This window comes from Amycolatopsis sp. NPDC024027 (genome assembly GCF_040638975.1).
Taxonomy (GTDB): Bacteria; Actinomycetota; Actinomycetes; order Mycobacteriales; family Pseudonocardiaceae; genus Amycolatopsis.
In genome coordinates this window covers 294543-317580 of sequence record NZ_JBEZYY010000009.1, presented here as the reverse complement: position 1 = coordinate 317580, position 23038 = coordinate 294543, and the positions used below count along the sequence as shown (strand labels likewise).

General features: G+C 72.2%; 16 protein-coding genes and 1 pseudogene. 4 read left to right on the top strand and 13 right to left on the bottom strand.

The genetic code is table 11. The annotated features are described in order from the left end of the window. Positions 1 to 42: 42 nt before the first annotated feature. The 6 genes and pseudogenes from AB0F52_RS23770 to AB0F52_RS23745 form a co-directional block, all read right to left on the bottom strand. A pseudogene (locus AB0F52_RS23770) lies at positions 43 to 452 on the bottom strand (HNH endonuclease signature motif containing protein); the annotation flags it as partial. Positions 453 to 761: 309 nt separating this feature from the next. Then, complete coding sequence (locus tag AB0F52_RS23765) at positions 762 to 1151, bottom strand: VOC family protein (protein WP_360174807.1); 390 nt, start codon at positions 1149 to 1151, stop codon at positions 762 to 764. Further along, positions 1151 to 2068 carry an SMP-30/gluconolactonase/LRE family protein gene (locus tag AB0F52_RS23760; protein ID WP_360174804.1) on the bottom strand — a complete coding sequence of 306 codons (918 nt, stop codon included), beginning with the start codon at positions 2066 to 2068 and terminating at the stop codon, positions 1151 to 1153. Before AB0F52_RS23760 ends, AB0F52_RS23765 begins: the two co-directional genes overlap by 1 nt. 10 nt (positions 2069 to 2078) lie before the next feature. Beyond that, on the bottom strand, positions 2079 to 2735 hold the full coding sequence (locus AB0F52_RS23755) for a histidine phosphatase family protein (RefSeq protein WP_360174801.1): 657 nt from the start codon (positions 2733 to 2735) through the stop codon (positions 2079 to 2081). After that, entirely contained in the window at positions 2735 to 3793 is a 1059-nt protein-coding gene (locus AB0F52_RS23750) for a phosphotransferase family protein (protein ID WP_360174798.1), read from the bottom strand. Before AB0F52_RS23750 ends, AB0F52_RS23755 begins: the two co-directional genes overlap by 1 nt. Continuing rightward, positions 3790 to 4542, bottom strand: a complete 753-nt coding sequence (locus AB0F52_RS23745; protein WP_360174795.1) for an SDR family oxidoreductase — start codon at positions 4540 to 4542, stop codon at positions 3790 to 3792. The genes AB0F52_RS23750 and AB0F52_RS23745 overlap by 4 nt, the downstream gene beginning before the upstream one ends. A 382-nt stretch (positions 4543 to 4924) precedes the next feature. Here AB0F52_RS23745 and AB0F52_RS23740 point away from each other — a divergent pair, with 382 nt between their 5' ends. Next, the gene (locus AB0F52_RS23740; RefSeq protein ID WP_360174792.1) at positions 4925 to 5854 is read left to right on the top strand and encodes a hypothetical protein; all 930 of its coding nucleotides are present in this window, start codon (positions 4925 to 4927) and stop codon (positions 5852 to 5854) included. Positions 5855 to 5880: 26 nt separating this feature from the next. On the opposite strand, the gene AB0F52_RS23735 is transcribed toward AB0F52_RS23740, so the two are convergent. Further along, on the bottom strand, positions 5881 to 8838 hold the full coding sequence (locus tag AB0F52_RS23735; protein ID WP_360174789.1) for a LuxR C-terminal-related transcriptional regulator: 2958 nt from the start codon (positions 8836 to 8838) through the stop codon (positions 5881 to 5883). Between the two features lie 76 nt (positions 8839 to 8914). On the opposite strand from AB0F52_RS23735, the gene AB0F52_RS23730 reads away from it, so the two are divergent. After that, on the top strand, positions 8915 to 9211 hold the full coding sequence (locus AB0F52_RS23730; protein ID WP_360174786.1) for a nuclear transport factor 2 family protein: 297 nt from the start codon (positions 8915 to 8917) through the stop codon (positions 9209 to 9211). On the opposite strand, the gene AB0F52_RS23725 is transcribed toward AB0F52_RS23730, so the two are convergent. After that, a complete protein-coding gene (locus AB0F52_RS23725; RefSeq protein ID WP_360174783.1) occupies positions 9206 to 10840 on the bottom strand; it encodes an acyl-CoA synthetase in 1635 nt (544 codons plus the stop codon). The two genes, AB0F52_RS23730 and AB0F52_RS23725, sit on opposite strands and share 6 nt — an antisense overlap. Positions 10841 to 11042: 202 nt before the next feature. On the opposite strand from AB0F52_RS23725, the gene AB0F52_RS23720 reads away from it, so the two are divergent. Beyond that, complete coding sequence (locus tag AB0F52_RS23720; protein WP_360174780.1) at positions 11043 to 12731, top strand: bifunctional 3'-5' exonuclease/DNA polymerase; 1689 nt, start codon at positions 11043 to 11045, stop codon at positions 12729 to 12731. A gap of 53 nt (positions 12732 to 12784) precedes the next feature. On the opposite strand, the gene AB0F52_RS23715 is transcribed toward AB0F52_RS23720, so the two are convergent. From AB0F52_RS23715 to AB0F52_RS23700, 4 genes are all read right to left on the bottom strand, one after another. Next, a complete protein-coding gene (locus AB0F52_RS23715) occupies positions 12785 to 14560 on the bottom strand; it encodes a sialidase family protein (protein WP_360174777.1) in 1776 nt (591 codons plus the stop codon). A gap of 102 nt (positions 14561 to 14662) precedes the next feature. Beyond that, the gene (gene hrpA / locus AB0F52_RS23710; RefSeq protein WP_360174774.1) at positions 14663 to 18562 is read right to left on the bottom strand and encodes an ATP-dependent RNA helicase HrpA; all 3900 of its coding nucleotides are present in this window, start codon (positions 18560 to 18562) and stop codon (positions 14663 to 14665) included. Between the two features lie 114 nt (positions 18563 to 18676). Continuing rightward, positions 18677 to 18925 carry a hypothetical protein gene (locus tag AB0F52_RS23705; RefSeq protein ID WP_360174771.1) on the bottom strand — a complete coding sequence of 83 codons (249 nt, stop codon included), beginning with the start codon at positions 18923 to 18925 and terminating at the stop codon, positions 18677 to 18679. A gap of 117 nt (positions 18926 to 19042) precedes the next feature. Beyond that, entirely contained in the window at positions 19043 to 20206 is a 1164-nt protein-coding gene (locus AB0F52_RS23700) for a lactate 2-monooxygenase (protein WP_360174768.1), read from the bottom strand. Between the two features lie 113 nt (positions 20207 to 20319). On the opposite strand from AB0F52_RS23700, the gene AB0F52_RS23695 reads away from it, so the two are divergent. Beyond that, positions 20320 to 21480, top strand: a complete 1161-nt coding sequence (locus AB0F52_RS23695; protein ID WP_360174765.1) for a saccharopine dehydrogenase NADP-binding domain-containing protein — start codon at positions 20320 to 20322, stop codon at positions 21478 to 21480. A gap of 63 nt (positions 21481 to 21543) precedes the next feature. On the opposite strand, the gene AB0F52_RS23690 is transcribed toward AB0F52_RS23695, so the two are convergent. After that, positions 21544 to 23016, bottom strand: a complete 1473-nt coding sequence (locus tag AB0F52_RS23690; protein ID WP_360174762.1) for an NAD(P)/FAD-dependent oxidoreductase — start codon at positions 23014 to 23016, stop codon at positions 21544 to 21546. Positions 23017 to 23038: the final 22 nt, after the last annotated feature.

Genomic DNA, 23038 nt, shown 5'->3' with positions numbered 1-23038 from the left:
GGTTTGGGCCCGTAGCCGCGTGGCTGCGGGCCTTTCCCGTGTTCAGGCTGCGAATGGGAGTGGTTCGTGGGGGTTGTGGCGTCGAGGTTTTCGGCGCCTGTCCATGAACACCGGGGGCAGGAACGCCGGGAGCCCATCAGGGGCGATGCGGACTTCCCAGCCCGAGCGGTGCAGTAACCGGTGGTGGTGGGCGCACATCAACACCAGGTCGGTGAGATCCGTCGGGCCTCCATCCACCCCAGTGGCGGATATGGTGACCTTGACAATGCCGCGGTGGGCGATGACAGCCCGGGAAGGCGCAGCCGCGGTCGCGGAGGAACAAGGCTCGGCGAAGTCCGGCGGAGATCAAGCGGCGGACGTGGCCGAGGTTGAGCGGTTCACTCTTCTCGCCCAAGACCGCGGGGATGATCATGGCGTCGCGGGCGTGGATGCGGGCTTCGGCGGCGGTCCAGCACTCCGCGCTGCTCGATTTCCACAAGAAGGGCACCGAGTTCGGCTTCGACGGACCGCAGACACGCAAGCAGCTCACCGATGCGGTCGGCGAGCGCCACCGCGTCGGAGGAGGAGTGGGCTGCGTTGCTGGTCATACCTCCAAACTACCGACCATCGAACACAGGTTCATCACTCGAAAGTGTGCGAAACCTACCGCATATCGGGATCCTAGAATACCAAAAGCCCGACAGAGCAACCGAAGCTTGGGGAATCGGCGCTGCCGACCAACGACGCAACGCAACCCGCGCAAAAGCGACGGCAAAATCCCCTCAAGGCACCACTTCACTCAGCCCGATCATATTCCCCTCACTGTCCCGGAACCAAGCGGCCCGTTCCCCACTGCCCTTGCTCGGGTAGTTGCCCCGGATGTCCATGATCCCACCACGCATGCCGTCGTACTCCTCGAAGACCACTCCGCGCTCGCGCAGCATCGCCACCGTGGACTCGAGATCGTCGACGTAGAACGCCACCTGCGTGAAAGACCCGTCGGACACCCCGGCCGAGGCATAAAGAGAGAAGACCCCCGACGCACCTTCGTACCGCAGGCCGCCTTCGCGTTCCTCGACCGCCTCGAGCCCGAGTTTCTCCGCGTACCAGCGCCGGGCTCGGGTCAGGTCCTGGGTGGGGATGCGCGCTTCGATCCGGACGTTGCTCAGCATCAGCCGATTGTAGGCGTCACCGCGATCGCCGGCTCCTCCAAAGAGCCGAAATACAGCTGCCCCTGCCACTCGCGGACGCCCACCAGCATGTGGAAGCCGGGGATCTCGCCGCGGAACTCCCGCACCACCTTGCCGTCCGCCGCGACGCCCAGCACGCCGACCTCGCGGCCCGGGCTGGGCTGCCACGACGTCGGCAGCCGCCGGATGCCCGCCCGCAGGACCGCCGGCAGCCGCCGGACCACGTCGAGGGCCGCCACGCGCGGGGACGCCTGGGTGATCCAGATCAGGCCGTCCGTGCCCGTCGAGATGTTGTCCGGGAAGCCCCAAAGGTTCTCGACCAGCGGGTCCACGTGACCGTCCGAAAGCCGGACGCGGGACACGCTGAACGCGCCGGTTTCCGCCACCGCCACGAACGACTCGTCCGGAGCCAGTGCGACGCCGTTCGCGAACTGGAGGCCGTCCAGGAGCAGGTCGATCGAGCCGTCCGGGGAGCGGCGCAGCAGCCGGCCGCCGGCCGTCTGCTCGATCAGGTCGTCGCGCCAGTTGTCGATGCCGAAGCGGCGGGAGGAATCCGTGAAGTAGATCGTCCCGTCGGCGGCCACCGCCGCGTTGTTGCAGAACACGAAGTCCAGGCCCACGGCGGAAGTCGCCAGGGTGGACACCGCACCGCCGGCCAGGGGGGCCACCAGCAGCCCGGCCCGCGCGTCGCAGATCAGCAGCTCGTCTTCGCCGTACAGCTCCAGCCCGAGCGGGCGCCCACCCGTGTCGGCGATGACGTCGATGTGCCGCCCGTCGGGCGACAGGCGCAGGATCCGGCCGTCGTCGACGCCGGTGTAGATCCGGCCCTCGCCGTCGACGACGACGTCCTCCGGGCCGTGGCCGTTCACCGGGTACAGAGTGACCTCGCCGAACTCCATCGAGCGTCTCCTACCGGTAGGTGAGCAACGAGGCCGTGTCCGCCTCGAAGTGCGGGTGCTCGTTGAACGACAGCAGCGTGACACCGCCGCGGCCGGACACCAGCTTGGTGATCCCGCCGTTGACCGTGACGCGGTTGAGCTTGCGCAGCCCGGCCTCGGGGGTGCCGATGAGCAGGCCGCAGATCGTGGCGATCACCCCGCCGGAGGTGAACACGACCGCGTGCTCTCCCTTGCCCAGCGACGCCACCAGGTCGCCCAGCGCCGCCCGGCACCGCGCGAGGAACGCGGGCCACGTCTCGGCGCACGGCCCGTCGGCGCCGGCCGACGTCCACGCCGTCAGTGCCGCGTCCAGGACGCCTTGGTAGGCCCGCGAATCCTCTTGCGGCGCTCCGCCGGCGTGGTGAAGGGCGATGTCGACGTGGTCGTACTCGTTCCAGCGCGGGTCTTCGACCACCGGGACGTCGCTGCCGAGCACCTTCAGCGCCGTGGCCGCGGTGTCGCGCTGCCGGGCCAGCGATCCCGACCGGACCTGGCTGAAGGAGACGTTCCGCCGCAGCAGTTCCGCACCGACCACAGTGGACTGCTCGAACCCGCGCGGCGACAGCGCGTCGTAGTCGGCCGCGCCGAAGGACGCTTGCCCGTGCCGGACCAGGTAGATCGCGCCCACTAGACCCGTCCCTTCGCGATGATCTCGCGGCAGCGCCAGTCCAGGTACCCGACGAACTGCCAGAAGTCCTTGAACGCCGGGTTGCGGGTGGCGCCGTCGCGGTAGCGCCGGTACAGCTGCTGCAGCACGGCGGCGAGCCGGAACAGGCCGTAGACCTCGTAGAACCGCCAGTCGCCGATCGAAAGCCCGGTCTTCTCCGCGTAGCGCGCGACGAACTCCTCGCGGGTGAACATGCCGGGCAGGTGGGTCGGCTGGCGGCGGCTCGCGTGCATGACGTCGTCGTCACCGGCCTGGACCCAGTAGGCGAGCATGCTGCCCAGCTCCATCAGCGGGTCGCCGAGGGTGGCCATCTCCCAGTCGAGGACGCCGGTGATGTTCAGCGTCGAAGGGCCGTCCAGCACCAGGTTGTCGAGCCGGTAGTCGTTGTGGATCAGGCAGATCCCGACCTCGCCGGGCTGGTTCGCCGCCAGCCACGCGCGCACCTCCGCGAAGTCGCCGACGTTGTCCGTGCGCGCCGCGACGTACCGCTCCGACCAGCCGCGGACCTGCCGCTCGACGTACCCGGCGCCCTTGCCGAGGTCGGCGAGCCCGGCCTTCCCGACGTCGACGGCGTGCAGGTCCACCAGCCGGTCGACGACCTTGCCGGACAGCTCGCGCGCCTGGTCCGCGCTCAGTTCGAGACCGTCCGGCAGGTTGCCCCGCAAGATGAGCCCGTCGAGCTTCTCCATGACGTAGAAGTCGCCGCCGAGCACGGCCGGGTCGTCCCCGAACGCCACCATCCGCGGCACGTACGGGAACACCGGCTTCAGCGCGTGCTGGACGCGGTACTCGCGCCGCATGTCGTGCGCCGACGCCGCTTTGTGCCCGGCGGGCGGGCGGCGCAGGATCAGCTCGCGGCCGGGGTAGGTCAGCAGGTACGTCAGGTTGGACGCGCCGCCGGGGAACTGCCGGACCTGCGGCGGTTCGTCCCCGAGGCCTTCGACCTTCGCGCCCAGCCAGGCGTGCACCGCGGCGACGTCGAAGGTGTCCTCCGCGCGGACCTCGACCGGGGCGTTCACGTGAACTTCCGCAGCAGCGCGGCGGGCACCACGCGCATGACGACGCTCAGCGGCACCCACGGCCACGCCGGGACATAAGCCCGGGCGCGCTCGGCCTCGATCGCCTTCGCCAGCGCGCGGGCGCCGGTTTCGGCCTTGGCCAGCAACGGGTTCCGGCCGATCCGGTCGTTCATCTCCGACTCGATGTAGCCGGGCCGGACGTCGGTGACGGCGATGCCGTGGGGCTTCAGCTCGATCCGGGTGCCGTCGACGAACGCCGAGATCCCGGCCTTCGAAGCGGCGTACGCGGTGAGTTTGCCGGGGAAGGGCCGCAGCGCGCTGAAGGAGGAGATGACGGCGAGGTGGCCGGCGCCCTGCTCGCGGAAGATGCCGGCGGCGGCCTCGATCTGGGCGGCGGCCGCGACGAAGTTGACCTCGAGGGTCTGGCGGTTGGCGTCGAACCGGCCCGTGCCGACCCGCTGGCCCTTCCCGAGCCCGGCGTTCACAATCACCCGGTCGAGGGACCCGAGCTCGTCGCGGAACTCCGCGAAGACGGCGAACACGCGGTCGTGGTCGGTGACGTCGAGGGTCCGCGTGACGACCTGGATCCCCGGGTGCGCCGCAGTCAGTTCGGCGGCCAGCTTCTCGAGCCGCTCGGTGCGCCGCGCGCACAGCGCGAGGTTGCGCCCCTTCGCCGCGAACTGCCGGGCCATGCCTTCGCCCAACCCGCTGCTGGCGCCGGTGATCAGGATGTTCTTCCGGAGCGTCATGCCCGGGATGCTACCCGGTGGTAACAAGACCGGTGGCCCGGCGCTGGGGGCGTCGCCGGGCCACCGGTCATCGCGCGGCCACACCGGCCGGTCGCACAACTCGGCCGGGTGAACCGGAGCCGGAACCGCTCGCGCGGCCGGTCACACCTGCGCCCGGATGGGCCGTGAGGGGGAGGCGGTGCCACCGGAGCAGGCAAGTCATACAAGCGCGTCCGCCCAGGCCGGGGCAATGGTTCACAGTTGCCAGTACTAGCCCGTTCGCCCGAGTGGGCGTCCCGGCGGCACGGCCGAAGTGGGGCGCGGAGACCGCGAGGAAAACTGCTAACGTGCTCCGTGTCGGGGATCGTCGGGGGACGGCATGGGGCGGGTCGGGATTTCAGCGATGGCGGGCAGCGCGGCGGGTGACGGCCAGGACAGCGGCCGTACCGAATTCGCCATCCGGCTGCGCGCGGCCATCGCCACCAGCGGGCTGTCGCTCGACCGGATCCAGGCGCGGCTGCGGGCCCGCGGCGTCGTCGTCAGCGTCACCGCACTCAGCTATTGGCAATCGGGCAAAAGGCAGCCGGAGCGGCAGAGCTCGCTCTCGGCCGTCCGTACGCTCGAAGAGATCCTCGACGTACCCGCCGGCTCCCTGCTCGGCCTGCTGCCCCCGCCCCGGCCGCGCGGCGGCGCCGGGAAGCGCCGGGCCGGCGGCGAGCCGATGTCGTTCCCGCGCGAAGTGCTGCAGCCGCTGCTGGAGAAGGTCGGGGCGCCGCACGCCCTCGATCGCCAGCAGCCGCTGAAGATGGTCGGCCTGCACGACCTGTGCGAGATCGCCGCGGACGGCGGCCAGCGGGCGGTGACCGCGCGGGCGGTGTTCCAGGCCGTCGCGGACGGCCAGGACCGCTGGCTGCTGGTCTACACCCAGGACGACCCGGCGGCGGGCGTCCCCGAACTGCACGCCGTGCGCAACTGCCGGGTCGGCCGCGCCGAGACCGACGAGGCCCACGGCCTGCTCGTCACCGAACTGCTCTTCGACCAGCCCATCAACCGGGGCGAGACGCACCTGATCGAGTACACGCTGACCAACAGCGGGCCGCCGTACCCGGAGTGCCGCAACACCCACTACCGCGAGTTCCGCCGCCCGGTGCGCGAGTACCTGCTGGAGGTCCGGTTCGCGCGGGGCACCGCACCGGACCGCTGCTGGCAGTATTCCCGCAACGGCGCCAACGGCACCCTCGCCCGCCGGCCCCTGAAGCTCGACGGCGAAGACGGCGTCCACGCGGTGGCGTTCGACTTCGGCCCGGGTGTGTTCGGCATCGACTGGGACTGAGCCCGGCCGACTCTCCGGGTACGTCGTCAGGTCAGGCGGGCCGCCGCGAGGGTGGCGAGTTCCGTGCGGTTCGCGATGCCCAGCTTCGCGTACACGTGCGCCAGGTGCGTCTTCACCGTGCCGCGGCTCATGAACAGCCGGGTGCCGATCTCCGGGTTCGTGCAGCCCTCCGCCGCCAGCTTCACCACCTCGAGCTCGGTCGGCGTCAGGCTGCCCCAGCCGCTCGACGGCCGGCCGCGGCTGCCGCGGGCCCGGCGCACGAACGCCACCACGTCGTCGAGGGTCATCGGCGGTTCGGATGTCACCAAGCCGAGCGCGTCCAGCTCCGCCTGCGCCGAGGGACGCCGGGGAACACCCAGGTCGGCCCGGGCCTGCGAAGCCGACACGAGCACGCGGGCGGCGTCGCCCTCGCGGCCGGTGCGCGCGAGCAACGCCGTCAGCGCGTCGAGACTCGCCAGGACCCCGAGCCGGAGGCCGTGGTCGAGCCGCAGGCTCAGCGCTTCGTGGTGCAGTTCGGCCGCCTGGTCCGGCTCCACCAGGTACCCCTGCTGGTCCAGGGCGTCGGCCAGCGGCGACGGCAGCGACCAGCGGCGGGTGAGCTCGACGGCGATGGCCAGCACCTCCGTGGCCTCTTCAACCCGGCCGAGCGCGCGCAACAGAGCGCCGCGTTCGGGCAGGCCCTGCGCGGCCATGTACGTCCCGGGGATGGCTTCGCGTTCGAACCAGCGCGACGCCGCTTCGAACTCGCCTCGACGCCAATGCAGCTGACCCAGCACCCCGGCCATACCCGGTACGAAGACGTCGCCGGCGGTTTCCACCAGCCGCAGGAACGGCTCCATCACGCGGAACCCCGCGTCGACGTCCCCGGCCGTGCAGTGCACCAGCGCCAGGCGGCACAGCGTCGTGTTGACCCGGTGGAAGTCGCCGAGCGGCGCGGCCACGTCGACGGCGCGCTCGGCGAGTTCGCGTGCCCGCGGCAGGTCCGCCGCGGCGAGCGCGATCCCGGACCGGACACTGAGGACGGTCGAGGCCAGGCCCCGGTCGCCCCGGCTCAGCAGTCCTCCGGCCGCCTCGTCGAGCAGCGGCGCCGCTTCGTCGTGGCGGTCGCGCGCGAACCGGACGATCCCGCGCAGCATCAACGCGCTGTCCCGCGCGAAGCCGTCTCCGGCCTCCTCCGCGACCTTCGCGGCTTCGACGGCGAGATCCCAGGCGGTGTCCAGATCCGTGTACAGGTGTCCGAGAGCGGTGAGGGAAACACACCGCGCGCGCAGGCTCGCGTCGCCGAGTTCGGTGGCGAGGTCCAGACCACGCTGGGCGGCTTCGACGTCGAACGGCGCCGTCGTGTCCGCGACCAGGCCCATCCCGGTCAGCAGCCGGGCCTGCAGCGGGGTCCGGTCGTCCGGGCGCCGGGCGACCGCGCGCCGGAGGTACGCCAGGCCCTCGTGGCCGCGGCCGTGCAGGTTCCACAGCCAGGCGACGGCGGCGGCGAGCCGGCGGCCCCGGCCCGGATCCTCCTGCGTCAGGCCCCATTCCAGAGCCGCGCGCAAGTTGTCGCGCTCGGGCTCGACCCGCGCCCGCCAGGCGTCCTTGTCGCGGTCGAGATCGGGCTCGGCGGCCTCGGCCAGCGCCAGGTAGTGATCGAGGTGCCGGTCGCGGGCGGCGCCGGTCTCCCCTGCCTCGGCCAGCCGGGCCGCCGCGTACTCGCGGAGGGTCTCCAGCAGCCGGTACCGGCCGTCTTCGGCCTGCACCAAGGACTTGTCGACGAGCCGGCCGAGCGCGGGCAGCACGGCCGGGCCGCCCGCCGCGTCCAGGGTGAACCCGCCGGCGAACACCGCCAGCCGCCGGAACACGGCGCGGTCCTCCTCGTCGAGCTGGTCGTGGCTCCACGCGAGGGAGCCTTCGAGGGTCCGCTGCCGCGCCGGCACCCCGCGCGGGCCGCGGGTGAGCAGGGCGAACCGGTCCTCGAGGCCGGCGTCGATCTGGTGCGGGGCCAGGGTTCCGAGCCACGCCGCGGCCAGCTCGACGGCCAGGGGGATGCCGTCGAGCCGCGTGCAGATCGACCGGACGGCGGCCGCGCTGGAGGCGTCCAAGGTGAACAGCGGCCGGACCGCGCCCGCGCGTTCGACGAACAGCGCGACGGCTTCTTCGACGGCGAGCGGCGGCACCCGCCAGACCGTCTCCCCCGGCACGGCCAGTGGCTCCCGGCTGGTCGTCAGCACCGCGACCTCGGGGCAGGACCGCAGCAGTTCGACCGCGACTTCGGCGGCGCCGTCGAGGACGTGCTCGCAGTTGTCGAGACAGAGCAGGACGCGCCGGTCGCGCAATTCGGTCGCGACCGACCGCGCCGCGCCGATCCGCGGTTCGACCGGCACCCCGAGCGTCGCGGCGACCCGCTCGGCGACGTCGGTCACGGCGTCCAGCTCCACCCACCAGACGCCGTCGGGCCACTCGGTGCTCGCGGCGACCTGCGCGGCCAGCCGCGTCTTGCCGCTGCCGCCGGGCCCGGCCAGCGTCACCAGCCGCGCGCCGGCGAGCTGCCGCCGGACGTCGCGGACCTCGGCGTCGCGGCCGACGAACCCGGTCAGCTGCACCGGCAGGTTGTTCGGGACGGCGTCGAGCGAGCGCAGCGGCCGCGGCTCGGGTGACTCGCCGAGTTCGAACACCCGCTCGGGCGCGGTGAGGTCCGGCAGGCGGTGGACGCCGAGGTCGTGCAGCGTGACGGCGTCCCCGAGGGCCGCCGCGGCGCGGGCCGACACCAGGATCCGGCCGTCTTCGGCCAGCGCGCGCAGGTGTTGGCAACGGCGGACGGCGGGGCCGGTGGGCGTGCCGTCGTCGCGGATCAGCACGTCCCCGGTGTGCACGGCCGCCGGCCCGCCGGGCAGCGCCGCGAGCGCCTCGTCAGGCGTCGCGAAGACGACCGGGGCGGCATCGCCGGCGCAGAGGATGGTGACCGTGCCGGCCGGCAGGAGTTTCGTCGCAGTCATGGCCCGGCCAGTCTGCCAGCGGATCTCGGCCAGGTGGCCGATGTTGCGCTACTCGGCGCCTGCGACCTTCGAACCCGTGGAGACGTTCGAGGAACTGCTGGCCCGCTGGCGGGACGCCGACGCCGGCGGCGACACCGAGGCACTGGCGCCGCTGCTCGCCGACGGCTTCCGCGGCGACGGCCCGGCCGGGCGCGTGCTCGGCAAGGCCGGCTGGCCCGGCCGCGTCCCGGCGGGCGCGTTCCGGTGGACGCGCCTGCAGGTGACACCGTCGGTCGGCGTCGCGACCGGCCACCGCGACGGCGTCGCCTGCACGGTGGTCGCCGAGCGCCGAGACGGGCACTGGCAAGTCGTCAACGTCCAGCGGGGCTCATGAGAGCTTGGTGCGCAGTACCTTCCCGGTCGCGTTGCGCGGCAGTTCGTCCAGGAACTCGACGTCGCGGGGCACCTTGTAGCGGGCCAGGTTCGCCTTGACGTAGTCGCGGAGCTCGTCGGCGTCGAGGTCGGCCCCTTCGGCTCGCACCACGAACGCCTTCAGCCGCTGCCCGAACTCCGGGTCCTCGACGCCGATCACCGCCGCCTCGATCACGTCTTCGCGCTCGACCAGCAGGTTCTCCACCTCGATCGGGAACACGTTCTCGCCGCCGGAGACGATCATCTCGTCGTCGCGGCCGTCGATGAACAGCAGGCCGTCTTCGTCGAAGTGGCCGACGTCGCCGCTGGAGAGCAGGCCGTCGATGATCTCCTTGTGGCGGCCGTCGGTGTAGCCGCCGAAGCTGAGCCCGCTGCCGACGAACACGCGGCCGGTCACGTTCGGCTCGGTGACGGGTCGGCCGTCCTGGTCGTAGAGCGCCACCTTGCAGCCGACCGGCGCGCGGCCGACCGTGCCCGGCGCCTTCGCCCAGTCCTCCGGCGTCGCGACCGTGGCCACCGCGACCTCGGTCGAGCCGTAGAGGTTGTGCACGACCGGGCCGAACGCCTCGTTCGCCCGGTTGCCGAGGTCCGGGGACAGCGCCGAGCCGGCGACGAAGATGATCCGCAACGCCGAAGTGTCGTACTTCTGCCGGACCTCCTTCGGCAGGTCGACGATGCGCTGCAGCATGGTCGGCACCAGCACGAGCGCGGTGCACTTGTGCTCCGCGACGCCGCGCAGTGCCTCTTCGGGGTTGAACTTGCGCCGCATCACGACCTTGGAGCCGAGCGCGAAGGACAGGATGAACTGGGACAGGCCGGTGCCGTGGAACAGCGGCGCGCCCATGTAGGTGGCCTCGTTCGACCGCAGCGGGATCCGGTCGAGGAACTGCGCCGACGCCAGCGCGGAGGTGTGCGGCCGCGGCGCGCCCTTCGGCGTGCCGGTGGTGCCGCTGGTCAGCAGCACGAACCCGCCCGGCTTGGCCGGCGCGGGCCACGGCCGGTCGTCGGTGCTGGCGATGATCTCGTCGAGCACCGGGACGGTCCGGTCGGTCAGGTCCGAGTCCGGGTCGACCCAGGCGAGGTAGCGGTCGACGCCGTCCGGGATGGCGTCGAGCAGGCCGGTGAACTCCTGGTCGTAGACGAGCGCGGTGACGCCTTCGCGCTCGGCCACGTCGGCCAGCTGAGGCCTCGCGAACCCGGTGTTCATCAGCAGCAGGCGGACACCGAGCTTGCCCGAGGCGGCCATCGTGAGGACCAGGCCGCGGTGGTCGCGGCAGAGCGCGGCGACGACCTGGCCGGGGCGGATGCCGCGCTCGGACCAGGCCCTGGCCAGCGCGTTCGACTGGTCGTCGAGCTGCTTGTAGGTGAGCGGGCCGAGCTCGTCGACGATGCCGACGGCGGCCGGGTCGCGGCGGGCGGAGATGTGGTTGGCGCCGGCGAACGGGCCGAACTTCCGCAGCGCGACCAGCGAGCGGACGCCTTCGTCGAGCCGGGGGAAGGGGACGAGTCCCGCCCGCCGCATCACGTCGACGCTGCGCGCCGTCTCGGCCACCTTGTCCGCCACCTGTGCTGCGAGCGCGACCAGGCTCATCCGGGCACCTCCGTTGCTGCGGGGAAGAGAGCCCACGCCGACGGCGGGCGTACCGGCGGTATGGGAGCTACCGGAGAGTAAACCAACCGTAGGCCGAACGCACCAGCCCGCGAGCGGGCGGAAACTGTCGGTGGCATCTCGGGACGGGGGCTCCGCCACCGAGCTTCCGCAAAATGTCGGTGGTGGTCGGCATGATGTCCGGGTGCAGGTGATCGCGGGACGGGAGGAGGACGGGAGCTTCACCGTGCACACGCCGTCGGACACGGTGTCCGGCCTGGACGAGGCGGCTTTCGCGGGGCTGGCGCGGGAGCTGGAGGCCTCGCTGGCGCCGCGGTGGGTGTTTCCCTCGGTCGAGCGGACGTACCCGGTGCTGCTGGCGGCCGGGCTGCGGGTGCGCCGCTGCTACGACCTCGAACTGGCCGAGGGGCTGCTGCTGGGGTACGAGGGCGAGGAGGCGCAGTCGCGGAGCCTGCGCGCGGCCTGGGCCAGGGCGAACGGCGAAGAACCACCGCCGGACTCGTCGGCCGTCGAGCTGGCGCAGCCGACGCTGTTCGAGACCCGCAGGCCGGTGCTGCCCGAGGGCGTGACGGTCGTCACGGCGGTGCGGCGCGTGCTCGCGGAGCAGGAGCGGCGGGTGGCGGCGACCGGGCACCCGGACCGGATGCGGCTGCTGCTGGCCGCGGAGTCGGCGAGCGCGCTGGCCGCCGCGGAGATGTCGGCCGACGGCCTGCCGTGGCGCGCCGACGTGCACGAGGCGCTGCTGGCCGCGCGCCTGGGTCCGCGGGTGCCGGCCGGGCAGCGGCCGAAGGCGCTGGTCGAGCTGGCGGCGAAGATCAGCGAGGCGTTCGGCGGGCGGCCGGTGAACCCGGACTCGCCGCCGAGCGTGGTCCGGGCGCTGGCCCGCGCCGGGATCGAGGTGCCGGCGGCGCGGAAGTACCTGCTGAAGGGGATCGACCACCCGGCGGTCGGGCCGCTGCTGGAGTACAAGGAGCTGTCGCGGCTCTTCACGGCGAATGGCTGGGCTTGGCTCGAGGAGTGGGTCAGCGAAGGCCGGTTCCGGCCGCACTACGTCGTCGGCGGGGTGGTGTCCGGACGGTGGGCCAGCCGCGGCGGCGGGGCGCTGCAGATCCCGAAGGTGCTGCGGACGTGCGTGCGCGCGGACCCGGGCTGGAAGCTCGTGGTGGCGGACGCGGCCCAGCTGGAGCCCCGGGTGCTCACGGCGTTGTCGGGCGACCGCCGGCTGGCCGACGTCGCGGCGGCGACGGACCTGTACGCGCGGCTGGGCGAGGCGTTGTTCTCCGGCGCCCGCTGGGTGCCGGCCGCCGACGACGACCGCGACGACCGGGCGCGCGCGAAGATCGCGATGCTCTCGGCGATGTACGGCGGCACGTCCGGCGAGGCGGGGCCACTGCTGGGGCTGCTGCGGCAGCGCTTCCCGGACGCGGTGTCCTATGTGGAGCGTGCGGCACAGGCGGGCGAGCGCGGCGAGCGGGTCCGGTCCCGGCTGGGCCGCACGTCCCCGGCGCCCTCGGCGGCGTGGCGGGCGTTGACGGGCGGCCTGGCGTCGGACGAAGCGGCGGAGCTGAAGGCCCGCCGGGCCTCGCGCGGCTGGGGCCGGTTCACGCGCAACTTCGTGGTCCAGGCGAGCGCGGCGGACATGACGGCGGTGATGCTGGCGACCCTCCGCACCCGCCTGCCCGCCCCGGCCCACCTGGTGTTCTTCCAGCACGACGAGGTGATCGTCCACACCCCCGCAGCCCTGGCTCCCCAGGTGTCGTCGGCCATCACGGACAGCGTGACGGAGGCCGCCCGGATGCTGTTCGGCCCGGCCTGCCCGGTTCGCTTCCCCATGCAGACCGCCGAAGTCGACACCTACGCCGACGCGAAGTAGCCCGCGATGCCCCGGGCCGGCCGCTCCCGAGCCGGGAGCGGCCGGATCGATCGCTACGGGAACATCGGCAGCGTCTGCGTCCCGACGTCCTGGTTCGGCAGCGTCTTCCCCGGGTTGCCGCGGAAGTCGGTCCACGCCGGGTGCAGCCGGAAGTCCGCGCCGACCGCCGCCGCCGTGTAGTCGCCGATGAACACGCCCTGGAGTTCCTTGCCCGTCTCCGCGCCCGTCGAAACGAACTGGACCTGCGGGTTCGCCGTCTGCGTCGTGATCCGGCGGAGCGGGGACAACCGGTCGCCCCAGCCGGTCGCGTACGCGTAGTCCAGGCCGATGCCGTTCGGGTCGTACGCGCGCGTGTAGGACGTGACCGCCACCCGGCCGGCCAGGGCCGCGACCGCCGGGAACACCTCGTCCGCACTGGTGCCGATCTTCACCGGCTTCGACCAGCCGTGCCGGCCGTCGGAGCCGCTCAGGAACGCGTCGCCGTTCGTCTTCACCGACTCGCCGTCGCGGTAGGTGCCGTTGCGGTCGTCGGCCCAGGTCACCCACAGGTGATCGGTCACGCGGTCGTAGGTCAGCTGCGGGAAGCTGTTGACCCGGAAGTTCTCGCCGGTCAGCGCGTTGTTGGCGACGTCTTCGTCGATCGGGAAGTCGAAGTCGAGCCCCACCTCGGTGTGCCGGAAGGTCCGGCCGCCGTCGCGGGAGGTCGCCACGACGACCGCGTCGTGGTCGGCGGGCTGGTCGCACGCGGCCGTCGCGCACACCGACGTCTCGTAGGCGACCTGGAGCGTCCCGTCGCGGGTGACCACCGGGTTCGAGCCGCTGCCGAACGGCGTGATCCCGCCGGGGAACCCGGTCAGCGACGGCGAAATCCGGCGCATCGGCGACCACGTCCGGCCGAAGTCGCGGGACTTCGACAGCACGATCGGCGATTCGACGAAGGCGCCGGACGTGTCGTAGGTGAACTGCGTCCAGGTCACGTAGACGTCGCCGGACACGGGGTCGGCGGCGATCCACTCCTTGTCGTTGAAGATGTTCGCCGGCGTCGGCGTGCCCGCCGGCGTGACGCCGTCGAGGTGCAGGATCGCCGGGTCGCCGAAGCTGCGGCCGCCGTCGTGGGACACCGACACGGCGATGCCGCTGGCGAGCTGCTGGTCGTCCGGCACCGCCGCCCGGCTGAACACGAGCGTCGCGTAGTACACGGTGTTGTGCGGCCCGAAGGCGATGGCCGGGTCACCGGCGGCGTCCATGTAGGACAGGGGCGCGGCCGCCCCGGTCGGGTAGTCGAGGTGCGGCAGCTGGACGTTCGCCCAGGTCCGGCCGCCGTCGAACGAGGTGTAGGCGAAGCCGCCGGAGTCGTTGCGGGCCTCGCGCGTGTTGTACAGCCGGTAGTCGTTCGCCCCGGCGACGATGTTGCGCGGGTTCTCCGGGTTGACGGCGATGGTGGTCTCGTTCTGGGCCGTGCTGCAGCCGGTCTGGCTGCCGGTCGGCACGATGGTGTCGCCGTCGATGACGTCGGTGTTCGGCGCGAGCGGCCGGTACGGGTTCGGCTTGCCGAGGTAGCTCTGGCAGAGCGCGGACAGCGCGGGGTCGTCGCCGTCCTCCTCTTCCTCCTCGGCGAACTGCTCCTTGAGCAGCGGATTCGGCACGTCGTGCCGGGCCTCCGCGGCCATCCGGGCGATCTTGTGCTTGCCACCGTGGGGATCCACGGGCAGCGGCGAGCCCCCGGTGGCGGCGTGCGCGGCGGGCGCGAGGACGACGGCGAGCGGCAGCAGGAGCGCGGTGCAGGCAGCGACGATTCTTCGCTTGGCGGACGAAACACCCAAGGACATCGGAAAGTCCTTTCCCAGGAGGCTATCCAGCGGCCCCAGGCTTGACGCCCGCACGCGCCCGGTCAACCGCCGGAAGTGTGGAGCCGGACATACCCGGCGGACTTACGCCAGCGCGTCGTCGATGGCCTTCGTGATCCGCTTCAGCGACACCGGGTGCGCCGTCCCCAGCGTCTGGGCGAAGAACGACACCCGCAGCTCCTCGATCATCCAGCGCACCTCGTTCAACGCCGGTGACGATGTCCCCGGCGGCAGCGAAGCCACCGCATCGGCGTATTCGCCCTGGATCCACGCGATGTCCGCCGTGCGCTGCAGGTCGCGGGTCGGCTCCGAACCCAGCTTCTCCAGCCGGCGCGAAATGCCCTGCAGGTAGCGCACCACGTTGCGCAGCCGCGAAGCGCCGGTGGCCGTCACGAAACCCGGGTACACCAGGCCCACCAGCTGGGCGCGGATGTCGGCCAGCGACTCCGCGGGACCACGAGACGACGGCAAGGCCACCTCGACGTCGTTCGCCGCGCGGAGGATCTTCTCCACCTCGGTCAACACCGCCAGCACTTCCGGGTGCAGGCCCGCCCGGACCTTCTCCAGCAGCACCTTGAAGCCGGTCTCGTCGAACGCCGGACCGCCGCCCGCGGCCATCAGGGCGTCCACCGCGCAGTCGACGCAGTCCTCGAGCAGGGCCGCCACGCTGCCGTGCGGGTTCCGGTTGAGCACCAGCTTCGACGAGTTGGACAGCGACCGCGTGATGAACTTCATCGGCGAGCTCAGGTTCAGCCGCAGCATCCGCCGGGTGCCCGCCCACATCGCGTGTTCCTGCTGGGCCGGCGTGTCCAGCAGCCGCACCGCCACCGTCGCGCCCTCGTCCACCAGCGCCGGGTACGCCTTGACGTCGTGCCCGCGCTGGTGCGAAGAGAACACCGGCGGCAACGAACCGAACGACGGCTTCGTCAAGCCCGCCTTCTCCAGCGTGTTGGCCGCCTTGGAGATCGTCTCGCGGACCTTCGGGGCGAGCCGGCGCTGCAACTCCGCCACGTCCTTGCCCTCGGCCACGCGGCGACCCCGCTCGTCGACCACGCGGAACGTCATCTTCAGGTGCTCCGGCACCGAGGACAGGTCCCAGTCCGCATAGGGCACCGTGATCCCGCGCAGGGCCCGCAGCTCGCGGCCGAGCACCTCCAGCAGCGGGCCGTCCGAAGGGGACACTCGCGAAAGGACGTCGCGAGCCGTGTCCGGTGCCGGGACGAAGTTGCGGCGCAGGGCCTTCGGCAGCGACTTGATCAGCTGGGTGACCAGGTCCGCGCGCAAGCCCGGCACCTGCCAGTCGAAGCCGTCCGGCGTCACCTGGTTCAGCACCGGCAACGGGATGTGCACGGTGACGCCGTCGGCGTCGGCACCCGGCTCGAACTGGTAGGTCAGCTTGAAGACCTGGGTGCCCTGCGTCCACGAGTCCGGGTAGTCGCCCTCGCGGACGCCGCCGGCGGACTCGTTGATCAGCATGGACTTCTCGAACGACAGCAGGTCGGGTTCGGTGTGCCGCGCCTTCTTCCACCAGCTGTCGAAGTGGCGCACCGACACGACGTCCGCCGGGACCCGCGCGTCGTAGAACTCGTACAGCGTCTGGTCGTCGACCAGGATGTCGCGCCGGCGGGCGCGGTTCTCGAGGTCCTCGACCTCTTCCAGCAGCGCCCGGTTCTCGGCGAAGAAGTGGTGCCGCGTCTGCCAGTCGCCCTCGACCAGCGCGTGCCGGATGAACAGCGCCCGCGACAGTTCCGGGTCGATCCGGCCGTAGTTGACGCGGCGGTCGGCGATCAGCGGGACGCCGTACAGCGTCACCTTCTCGGTCGCCATCACCGCGCCCTGCTTGCGTTCCCAGTGCGGCTCGGAGTACGAACGCTTGACGACGTGCCCGGCCAGCGGCTCGACCCACTCGGGTTCGATGCGCGCGTTGACCCGCGCCCACAGCCGCGACGTCTCGACCAGCTCCGCCGACATCACCCAGCGCGGCTGCTTCTTGAACAGCGCCGACCCGGGGAACACGCCGAACCGGGCGCCCCGCGCGCCGAGGTAGTCGCCCTTCGCCGGGTCCTTGAGCCCGATGTGCGAGAGCAGCCCGGCGATCAGCGACGTGTGCACGCGCTGCGGGTCGGCCGGGGCCGTGTTCGTGTTCAGCGAGATGCCGAGCGGCTTGGCCAGCTGACGCAGCTGGCTGAAGATGTCCTGCCACTCGCGCAGCCGCAGGTAGTTCAGGTACTCGGTGCGGCACATGCGCCGGAACTGGTTGCCGGACAACGCCTTCTGCTGCTCGGCGACGTACTCCCAGAGGTTCAGGTAGGCCAGGAAGTCCGACGTCGGATCGGCGAAGCGCGCGTGCTGGGCGTCGGCGGCCTGCTGCTTCTCGGCCGGCCGTTCCCGCGGGTCCTGGATGGACAGTGCCGCGGCGATGATCATCACTTCGCGGACGCAGCCGTTCTGCGCCGCCTCCAGGACCATCCGGCCCATCCGCGGGTCGACGGGCAGCTGCGCGAGCTTGCGGCCGATGTCGGTCAGGCTGCGGTCGGACCCGGAACCGCCCGGGGCGAACGCGCCCAGCTCCTGCAGCAGGCCCACGCCGTCGGCGACCTGGCGGCGGTCCGGCGGCTCGACGAACGGGAACGCCGCGATGTCGCCGAGGCCCAGCGACGTCATCTGCAGGATGACCGAGGCGAGGTTGGTCCGCAGGATCTCCGGATCGGTGAACTCGGGCCGCGCCTCGAAGTCCGCTTCGGAGTAGAGCCGGATGCAGATGCCGTCCGACGTCCGGCCGCAGCGGCCCTTGCGCTGGTTCGCCGACGCCTGCGACACCGGTTCGATCGGCAGCCGCTGCACCTTCGTGCGGTGGCTGTAGCGGGAGATCCGCGCGGTGCCCGGGTCGACGACGTACTTGATGCCCGGCACGGTCAGCGACGTCTCGGCGACGTTGGTCGCGAGCACGACCCGGCGCCCGGTGTGGGACTGGAAAATGCGCTGCTGCTCCGCCGCCGAAAGCCGCGCGTACAGCGGCAGCACCTCGGTGTTGCGCAGGTTCGCCCGGTTGAGCACGTCGGCGGTGTCGCGGATCTCGCGCTCGCCGGACAGGAACACCAGGATGTCGCCGGGCCCTTCGGCGCACAGCTCCTCGACGGCGTCGAGGATGCCCTGGGTCTGGTCGCGCTCGTCAGCGTCCCCGGCGCCCTCGGGATCGTCAGGGTCGACGAGCGGCCGGTAGCGCACCTCGACCGGGTACGTCCGGCCCGAGACCTCGACGATCGGCGCGTCGTCGAAGTGCTTCGAGAACCGTTCCGGGTCGATCGTCGCCGAGGTGATGATCACCTTCAGGTCGGGGCGGCGCGGCAGCAGCTGCTTGAGGTAGCCGAGGATGAAGTCGATGTTGAGGCTGCGCTCGTGGGCCTCGTCGATGATCAGCGTGTCGTACTGGCGCAGCGACCGGTCGGTCTGGATCTCGGCGAGCAGGATGCCGTCGGTCATCAGCTTGACCAGCGTGTCCTGCCCGGACTGGTCGGTGAACCGCACCTTGTAGCCGACGGTCTCGCCGAGCTCGGTCTTCAGCTCGCTCGCGATCCGGTCGGCGACCGTGCGCGCGGCCAGCCGCCGCGGCTGCGTGTGGCCGATCTGGCCGCGGATGCCGCGCCCCAGCTCCAGGCAGATCTTCGGCAGCTGGGTGGTCTTGCCCGACCCGGTCTCGCCCGCGACGATCACCACCTGGTGCTGGCCGATGGCGGCGGCGATCTCGTCCTTGAGCCTGCTGACCGGCAGCTCTGCGGGGTACTCGATCTTGGGCACGCTCTCGCGCCGCGACTGGACGCGCAGCTCGGCGGCGTCGACGTCGGCGGCGATCCGCGCGAGGGCGGTGTCACGGTCACGGGCTTTGCGGGCGCCCTCGAGCCGGCGGCGCAGCCGCTGCTCGTCGCGCGGCATCAGCTCGGGCAGGCGCGCTCGCAGCGCGTGGAAGGGGGATGGCTCGGACATTCTCGGTCCAAGGATAGCCGTGGGTGACGAACCGGGCTTCCGAATATCCCCGCCGCGTGACCGGGCGCACGCCGAAGGCCCCCTCACCGGCGGCGAGGGGCCTTCGGGAGCACGTCAGCCGGGCTGGCCGGGCTGCTGCGGCGGCTGGACCGGCGCCTGCTGCTCCGCGCTCTTGGCGCGGTTCAACGCCACCGAGCCACCGATCAGCGCGAGACCGGCCACGCCCAGGACGATGCCGAACACCGGCTGCATGTCAGTGGCCCAGGACAGGATCCGGAACTCGTAGTCGAACTGCTCGAGAACGAGGGTGCCGAACCCGAGCACGGCGCACAGGACGCCGATCCGCATCATGATCGAAGACATGGGAAACCCCCAGGTGAAGGAACGATGGAACCACCGGTCCGTCCCCGAGCGGCCGTGGTGAAGCAGAACCGTAGCGATCCTGGCTCACGCTGTCGCCGGAGTTCCCGATTTGTTACCTCATGTCCGCTGCAACGAGTCCGGGCCCAGGTCGGCGAGCGTGCGGTGACCGGACAACCCCATGGTCAGGTCGAAGTCCGCCAGCAGGCTGCGCAGGACGTGGCGCACGCCGTCCTCGCCCGCGTGGGCCAGGCCGTACACCCACGGGCGGCCGACCAGGACCGCCCGCGCGCCCAGCGCCAGCGCCTTGAGGATGTCGGAGCCGGTGCGGATGCCCGAGTCGAACAGCACCTCCATGCGGTCGCCGACCGCCGCGACGATGCCCGGGAGGGCCTCCAGGGCACCGATCGCGCCGTCGACCTGGCGGCCGCCGTGGTTCGACACCACGATGCCGTCCACGCCGGCCTCGGCCGCGCGGCGCGCGTCGGCGACGTGCTGGATGCCCTTGAGCACGATCGGGCCGTCCCAGTGCTCGCGCAGGAACGGCAACTGGTCCCACGTCCGGTCGGTGCCGGTGAGCATGCCGATCCAGCGCAGGATCGCCATGTTCGGGTCGTCTTCCGGGGTCTTCTCCAACAGGCCGCGGAACACCGGGTCGGTGAACGGGACCGCGCAGCCCTCCCCCTTCAGGAACGGCAGGTACGCCTGGTCCAGATCGGACGGTCGCCAGGCCAGCGTCCACGTGTCGAGGGTGACGACCAGCGCGGTGTAGCCGGCGTTCTTCGCCCGCGTCAGCAGGCTCGCGCAGACGTCGTTGTCGCCCGGCCAGTACAGCTGGAACCACCGCGGGCCGTCGCCGTTGGCCGCCGCGACGTCCTCGATGCCGGTCGAGGACGCCGTGGACAGGATGAACGGCAGCCCGACCGACGCGGCGGCGTGGGCGGTCGCGGACTCGGCGTCCGGGTGGACGATCGACTGGACGCCGACCGGGGCGACGGCCACCGGCGCCGGCAGCCGGCTGCCGAGCACCGTCGTGGCCAGCTCCCGGTCGGTGGCGCCGGTCAGCATCCGGGGCACGACGCGCCAGCGGTCGAACGCCTCGCGGTTGGCGCGGGCGGTCGCGCCGGAGCCCGCCGCACCGGCGACGTAGGAGAACGGCCCGGGCGCCATGACCTCGCGGGCCGACGCTTCGAGCTTCGTCGCGTCGGTCGAGCACGGCGGCAGCTGCCCACCGAGTCCCTGCAGGTAGATCTCGTTCTGGTAGCTGCCGAAGCGTTCGGTCACCGGTTGCCTCCTCGCGTTCGAGGGGGCACTGTACTCGCCGGTAGTTCACCCGGCGCCGGGAACTGACCGGCGGGTAACCTGAGCCCCGCCGACGTCCCTTCGAAGGAGCTGCCATGCGCGCGTACGACGTGGTCCTGTTCGGCGCCACCGGGTTCACCGGTGGCCTGACCGCCGAGTACCTGGCCCGCCACGCGCCGGCGGACCTGCGCTGGGCGCTGGCCGGGCGCAACCGCGGCAAGCTCGAGGCCGTCCGGACGCGGCTGGCGGAGATCGACGCCCGGTTCGGCGCGCTCGACCTGCTCGTCGCCGACTCCGGCGACCGCGCTTCCCTGGTGGCCGTCGCGGAAGCCACGAAGGTGGTGATCACGACCGTCGGCCCGTACCTGACGCACGGGGAGCCGCTGGTGGCGGCGTGCGCCGAAGCCGGCACCGACTACGTCGACCTGACCGGCGAACCCGAGTTCGTCGACCGGATGTACCTGGCGCACGACCGGCGCGCCCGCGAGACCGGCGCGCGGCTGGTGCACGCCTGCGGGTTCGACTCGATCCCGCACGACCTCGGCGCGTGGTTCACCGTGCAGCAGCTGCCCGAAGGCGTGCCGCTGACGGTCGACGGCTACGTCCGGGCCGGCGGGATGCCCTCGGGCGGCACGTTCCTCAGCGCGCTGACCATCATGTCCCGCCTGCCGGCCGGGGCCCGCGTCGCGAAGGAACGCGCGGCCGCCGAACCCCGGCCCGCCGGGCGGTTCGCCCGCGCCCCGCTCGGGCGCCCGCACCGGGTCGCCGGCCCGGGCTGGTGGGCGGTGCCGCTGCCGACGATCGACCCCGACGTCGTCCGCCGGTCGGCGGCCGCGTCCGAGCGCTACGGGCCGGACTTCACGTACCGGCACTTCGCCGCGGTGAAGCACCTGCCGGTGCTGGCCGGCGGCGTGGCCGGGGCGGGCGCCCTGCTCGCCGCGGCGCAGGTCCCGCCGGCCCGGCGGGCACTGTCGCGGCTGCTGGCGCCCGGCAACGGGCCGAGTCCCGAGCGGCGCGCGCGGTCGTGGTTTTCGGTGCGGTTCCTCGGCGAAGGCGGCGGCTCGCGGGTGGTGACGGAGGTGTCGGGCGGCGACCCGGGTTACGACGAGACGGCGAAGATGCTGGCGGAGTCGGCCCTGTGCCTGGCGACCGACGACCTCCCGGAGACGGCGGGCCAGGTGACCACGGCGACCGCGATGGGCGGGGCGCTCGTGGACCGGCTCACCAAGGCGGGCATCCGCTTCACGACGCTGTGACGGTTCCCGGTGCGCCCGAAGGTCGCGAATGACTCATTCGGGACCTCCAGCGCCGCGAATGAGTCATTCGCGGCGCGCCGCCGGGAGGATCTCGTAGTCGGCTTCGTCGAAAGCGCCCACCTGCGCGCGGAGCCGCCCGGTGGAGAACGGCCAGCTGAAGCTGTTGCGCCCGTTGACGTCCGTGTAGTAGCTGGAGCAGCCGCCGGACTGGTAGACCGTGCCCGGCAGGGCCGCCTGGACGTCCGCGTTGAACGCCGCCTGCACCTCCGGGCGGACCGACAGCGCCGTCCCCGCCGACCGCAGCGTCCGGGTCACCGCCGCCACCGTGTGCCGCAGCTGGGCCTCGACGATCGTGAACGCCGACGAGTGCCCGGTGCCGAGACTCGGGCCCAGCAGCAGGTACAGGTTCGGGAACCCGGCCACCGTCGTCCCCGCGTACGCCTGCGGGCTGCCCTTCCAGTGGTCGTCCAGGCTCCGGCCGTCGGCGTCGAACACCCGGGAAGACACCGGCATGTCGAGGATGTGGAAGCCGGTGCCGAAGATGATCACGTCGACCTCGGCGACCGAACCGTCCGCGCCGGAAACGCGGCTGCCGGAGATGGAACGCACCGCGGTCGGGTGGACCTCCACAGTGGACCGGGTCAGGGCGCGGTAGTACGTGTTCGACATGAGCAGGCGCTTGCAGCCGAGCGTGTAGTCCGGCGTGAGTGCCTGGCGCAGCACGGGATCCCGCACGGACCGGCGCAGGTGCGCGAGCCCGATCTTCTGCACCTGCCGCAGCAGCCACGGGTGCCGGAAGCCGAAGCCGAGCGTCTCCATCAAGCCGTACTCAGCGGCGCGCAGGGCCCGCTGCAGGGCCGGGAACCGCCGCAGGAGGAACCGCTCGGCCGCCGGGACGGGGTGGTCCGGCTTCGGCAGGACCCACTGCGCGGTGCGCTGGAACAGGTGCAGCCGCCCCACCCGGGGCACGATCTCCGGGACGAACTGGACCGCGGACGCGCCGGTGCCGATCACCGCGACCCGCTTGCCCGTCAGGTCGTAGCCGTGGTTCCAGCGCGCGGAGTGGAAGACCTCGCCGGGGAACCCGGCCAGCCCCGGCAGCTCCGGGATCAGCGGTTCGTGCCAGGGACCGGTGCCGGCGACCAGGATCCGCGCGGTGTAGTGCCCCTGCGACGTCTCGAGCTCCCACCGGGACTCCCGGGGGTTCCACTGCGCACGCGTCACCTCGACGCCGTAGCGGATCTTCTCCGTGACGCCGAAGCGCGCGGCCGTGTCCTGCAGGTAGGCCCGGATCTCGGCCCGGCCGGCGAACGCGCGCGTCCACTCCGGATTGGGCGCGAAGGAGTAGGAGTACAGCGCGGACGGGACGTCGCAGGCGCAGCCGGGGTAGGTGTTGTCGCGCCACGTCCCGCCGAGCGCGTCGGCCTTCTCCAGCACGGCGAGGTCGCCGACGCCGGCCAGGGAAAGGCGGATGGCGGCGCCCAGGCCCGATGCCCCGGCACCGACGACGAGGACCGCGAAGTCGCGTTGTTCCATTTTCGGAGACTAGCAGTATCCG

What these genes read in the sequence shown, in the direction of transcription:
- AB0F52_RS23705 (WP_360174771.1), bottom strand. Translation starts at nt 18,925, where the DNA reads ATGTCTTCGATCATGATGCGGATCGGCGTCCTGTGCGCCGTGCTCGGG.
- AB0F52_RS23745 (WP_360174795.1), bottom strand. Translation starts at nt 4,542, where the DNA reads ATGACGCTCCGGAAGAACATCCTGATCACCGGCGCCAGCAGCGGGTTG.
- AB0F52_RS23690 (WP_360174762.1), bottom strand. Translation starts at nt 23,016, where the DNA reads ATGGAACAACGCGACTTCGCGGTCCTCGTCGTCGGTGCCGGGGCATCG.
- AB0F52_RS23765 (WP_360174807.1), bottom strand. Translation starts at nt 1,151, where the DNA reads ATGCTGAGCAACGTCCGGATCGAAGCGCGCATCCCCACCCAGGACCTG.
- AB0F52_RS23695 (WP_360174765.1), top strand. Translation starts at nt 20,320, where the DNA reads ATGCGCGCGTACGACGTGGTCCTGTTCGGCGCCACCGGGTTCACCGGT.
- AB0F52_RS23760 (WP_360174804.1), bottom strand. Translation starts at nt 2,068, where the DNA reads ATGGAGTTCGGCGAGGTCACTCTGTACCCGGTGAACGGCCACGGCCCG.
- AB0F52_RS23715 (WP_360174777.1), bottom strand. Translation starts at nt 14,560, where the DNA reads ATGTCCTTGGGTGTTTCGTCCGCCAAGCGAAGAATCGTCGCTGCCTGC.
- AB0F52_RS23725 (WP_360174783.1), bottom strand. Translation starts at nt 10,840, where the DNA reads ATGAGCCTGGTCGCGCTCGCAGCACAGGTGGCGGACAAGGTGGCCGAG.
- hrpA (WP_360174774.1), bottom strand. Translation starts at nt 18,562, where the DNA reads ATGTCCGAGCCATCCCCCTTCCACGCGCTGCGAGCGCGCCTGCCCGAG.
- AB0F52_RS23740 (WP_360174792.1), top strand. Translation starts at nt 4,925, where the DNA reads ATGGCGGGCAGCGCGGCGGGTGACGGCCAGGACAGCGGCCGTACCGAA.
- AB0F52_RS23735 (WP_360174789.1), bottom strand. Translation starts at nt 8,838, where the DNA reads ATGACTGCGACGAAACTCCTGCCGGCCGGCACGGTCACCATCCTCTGC.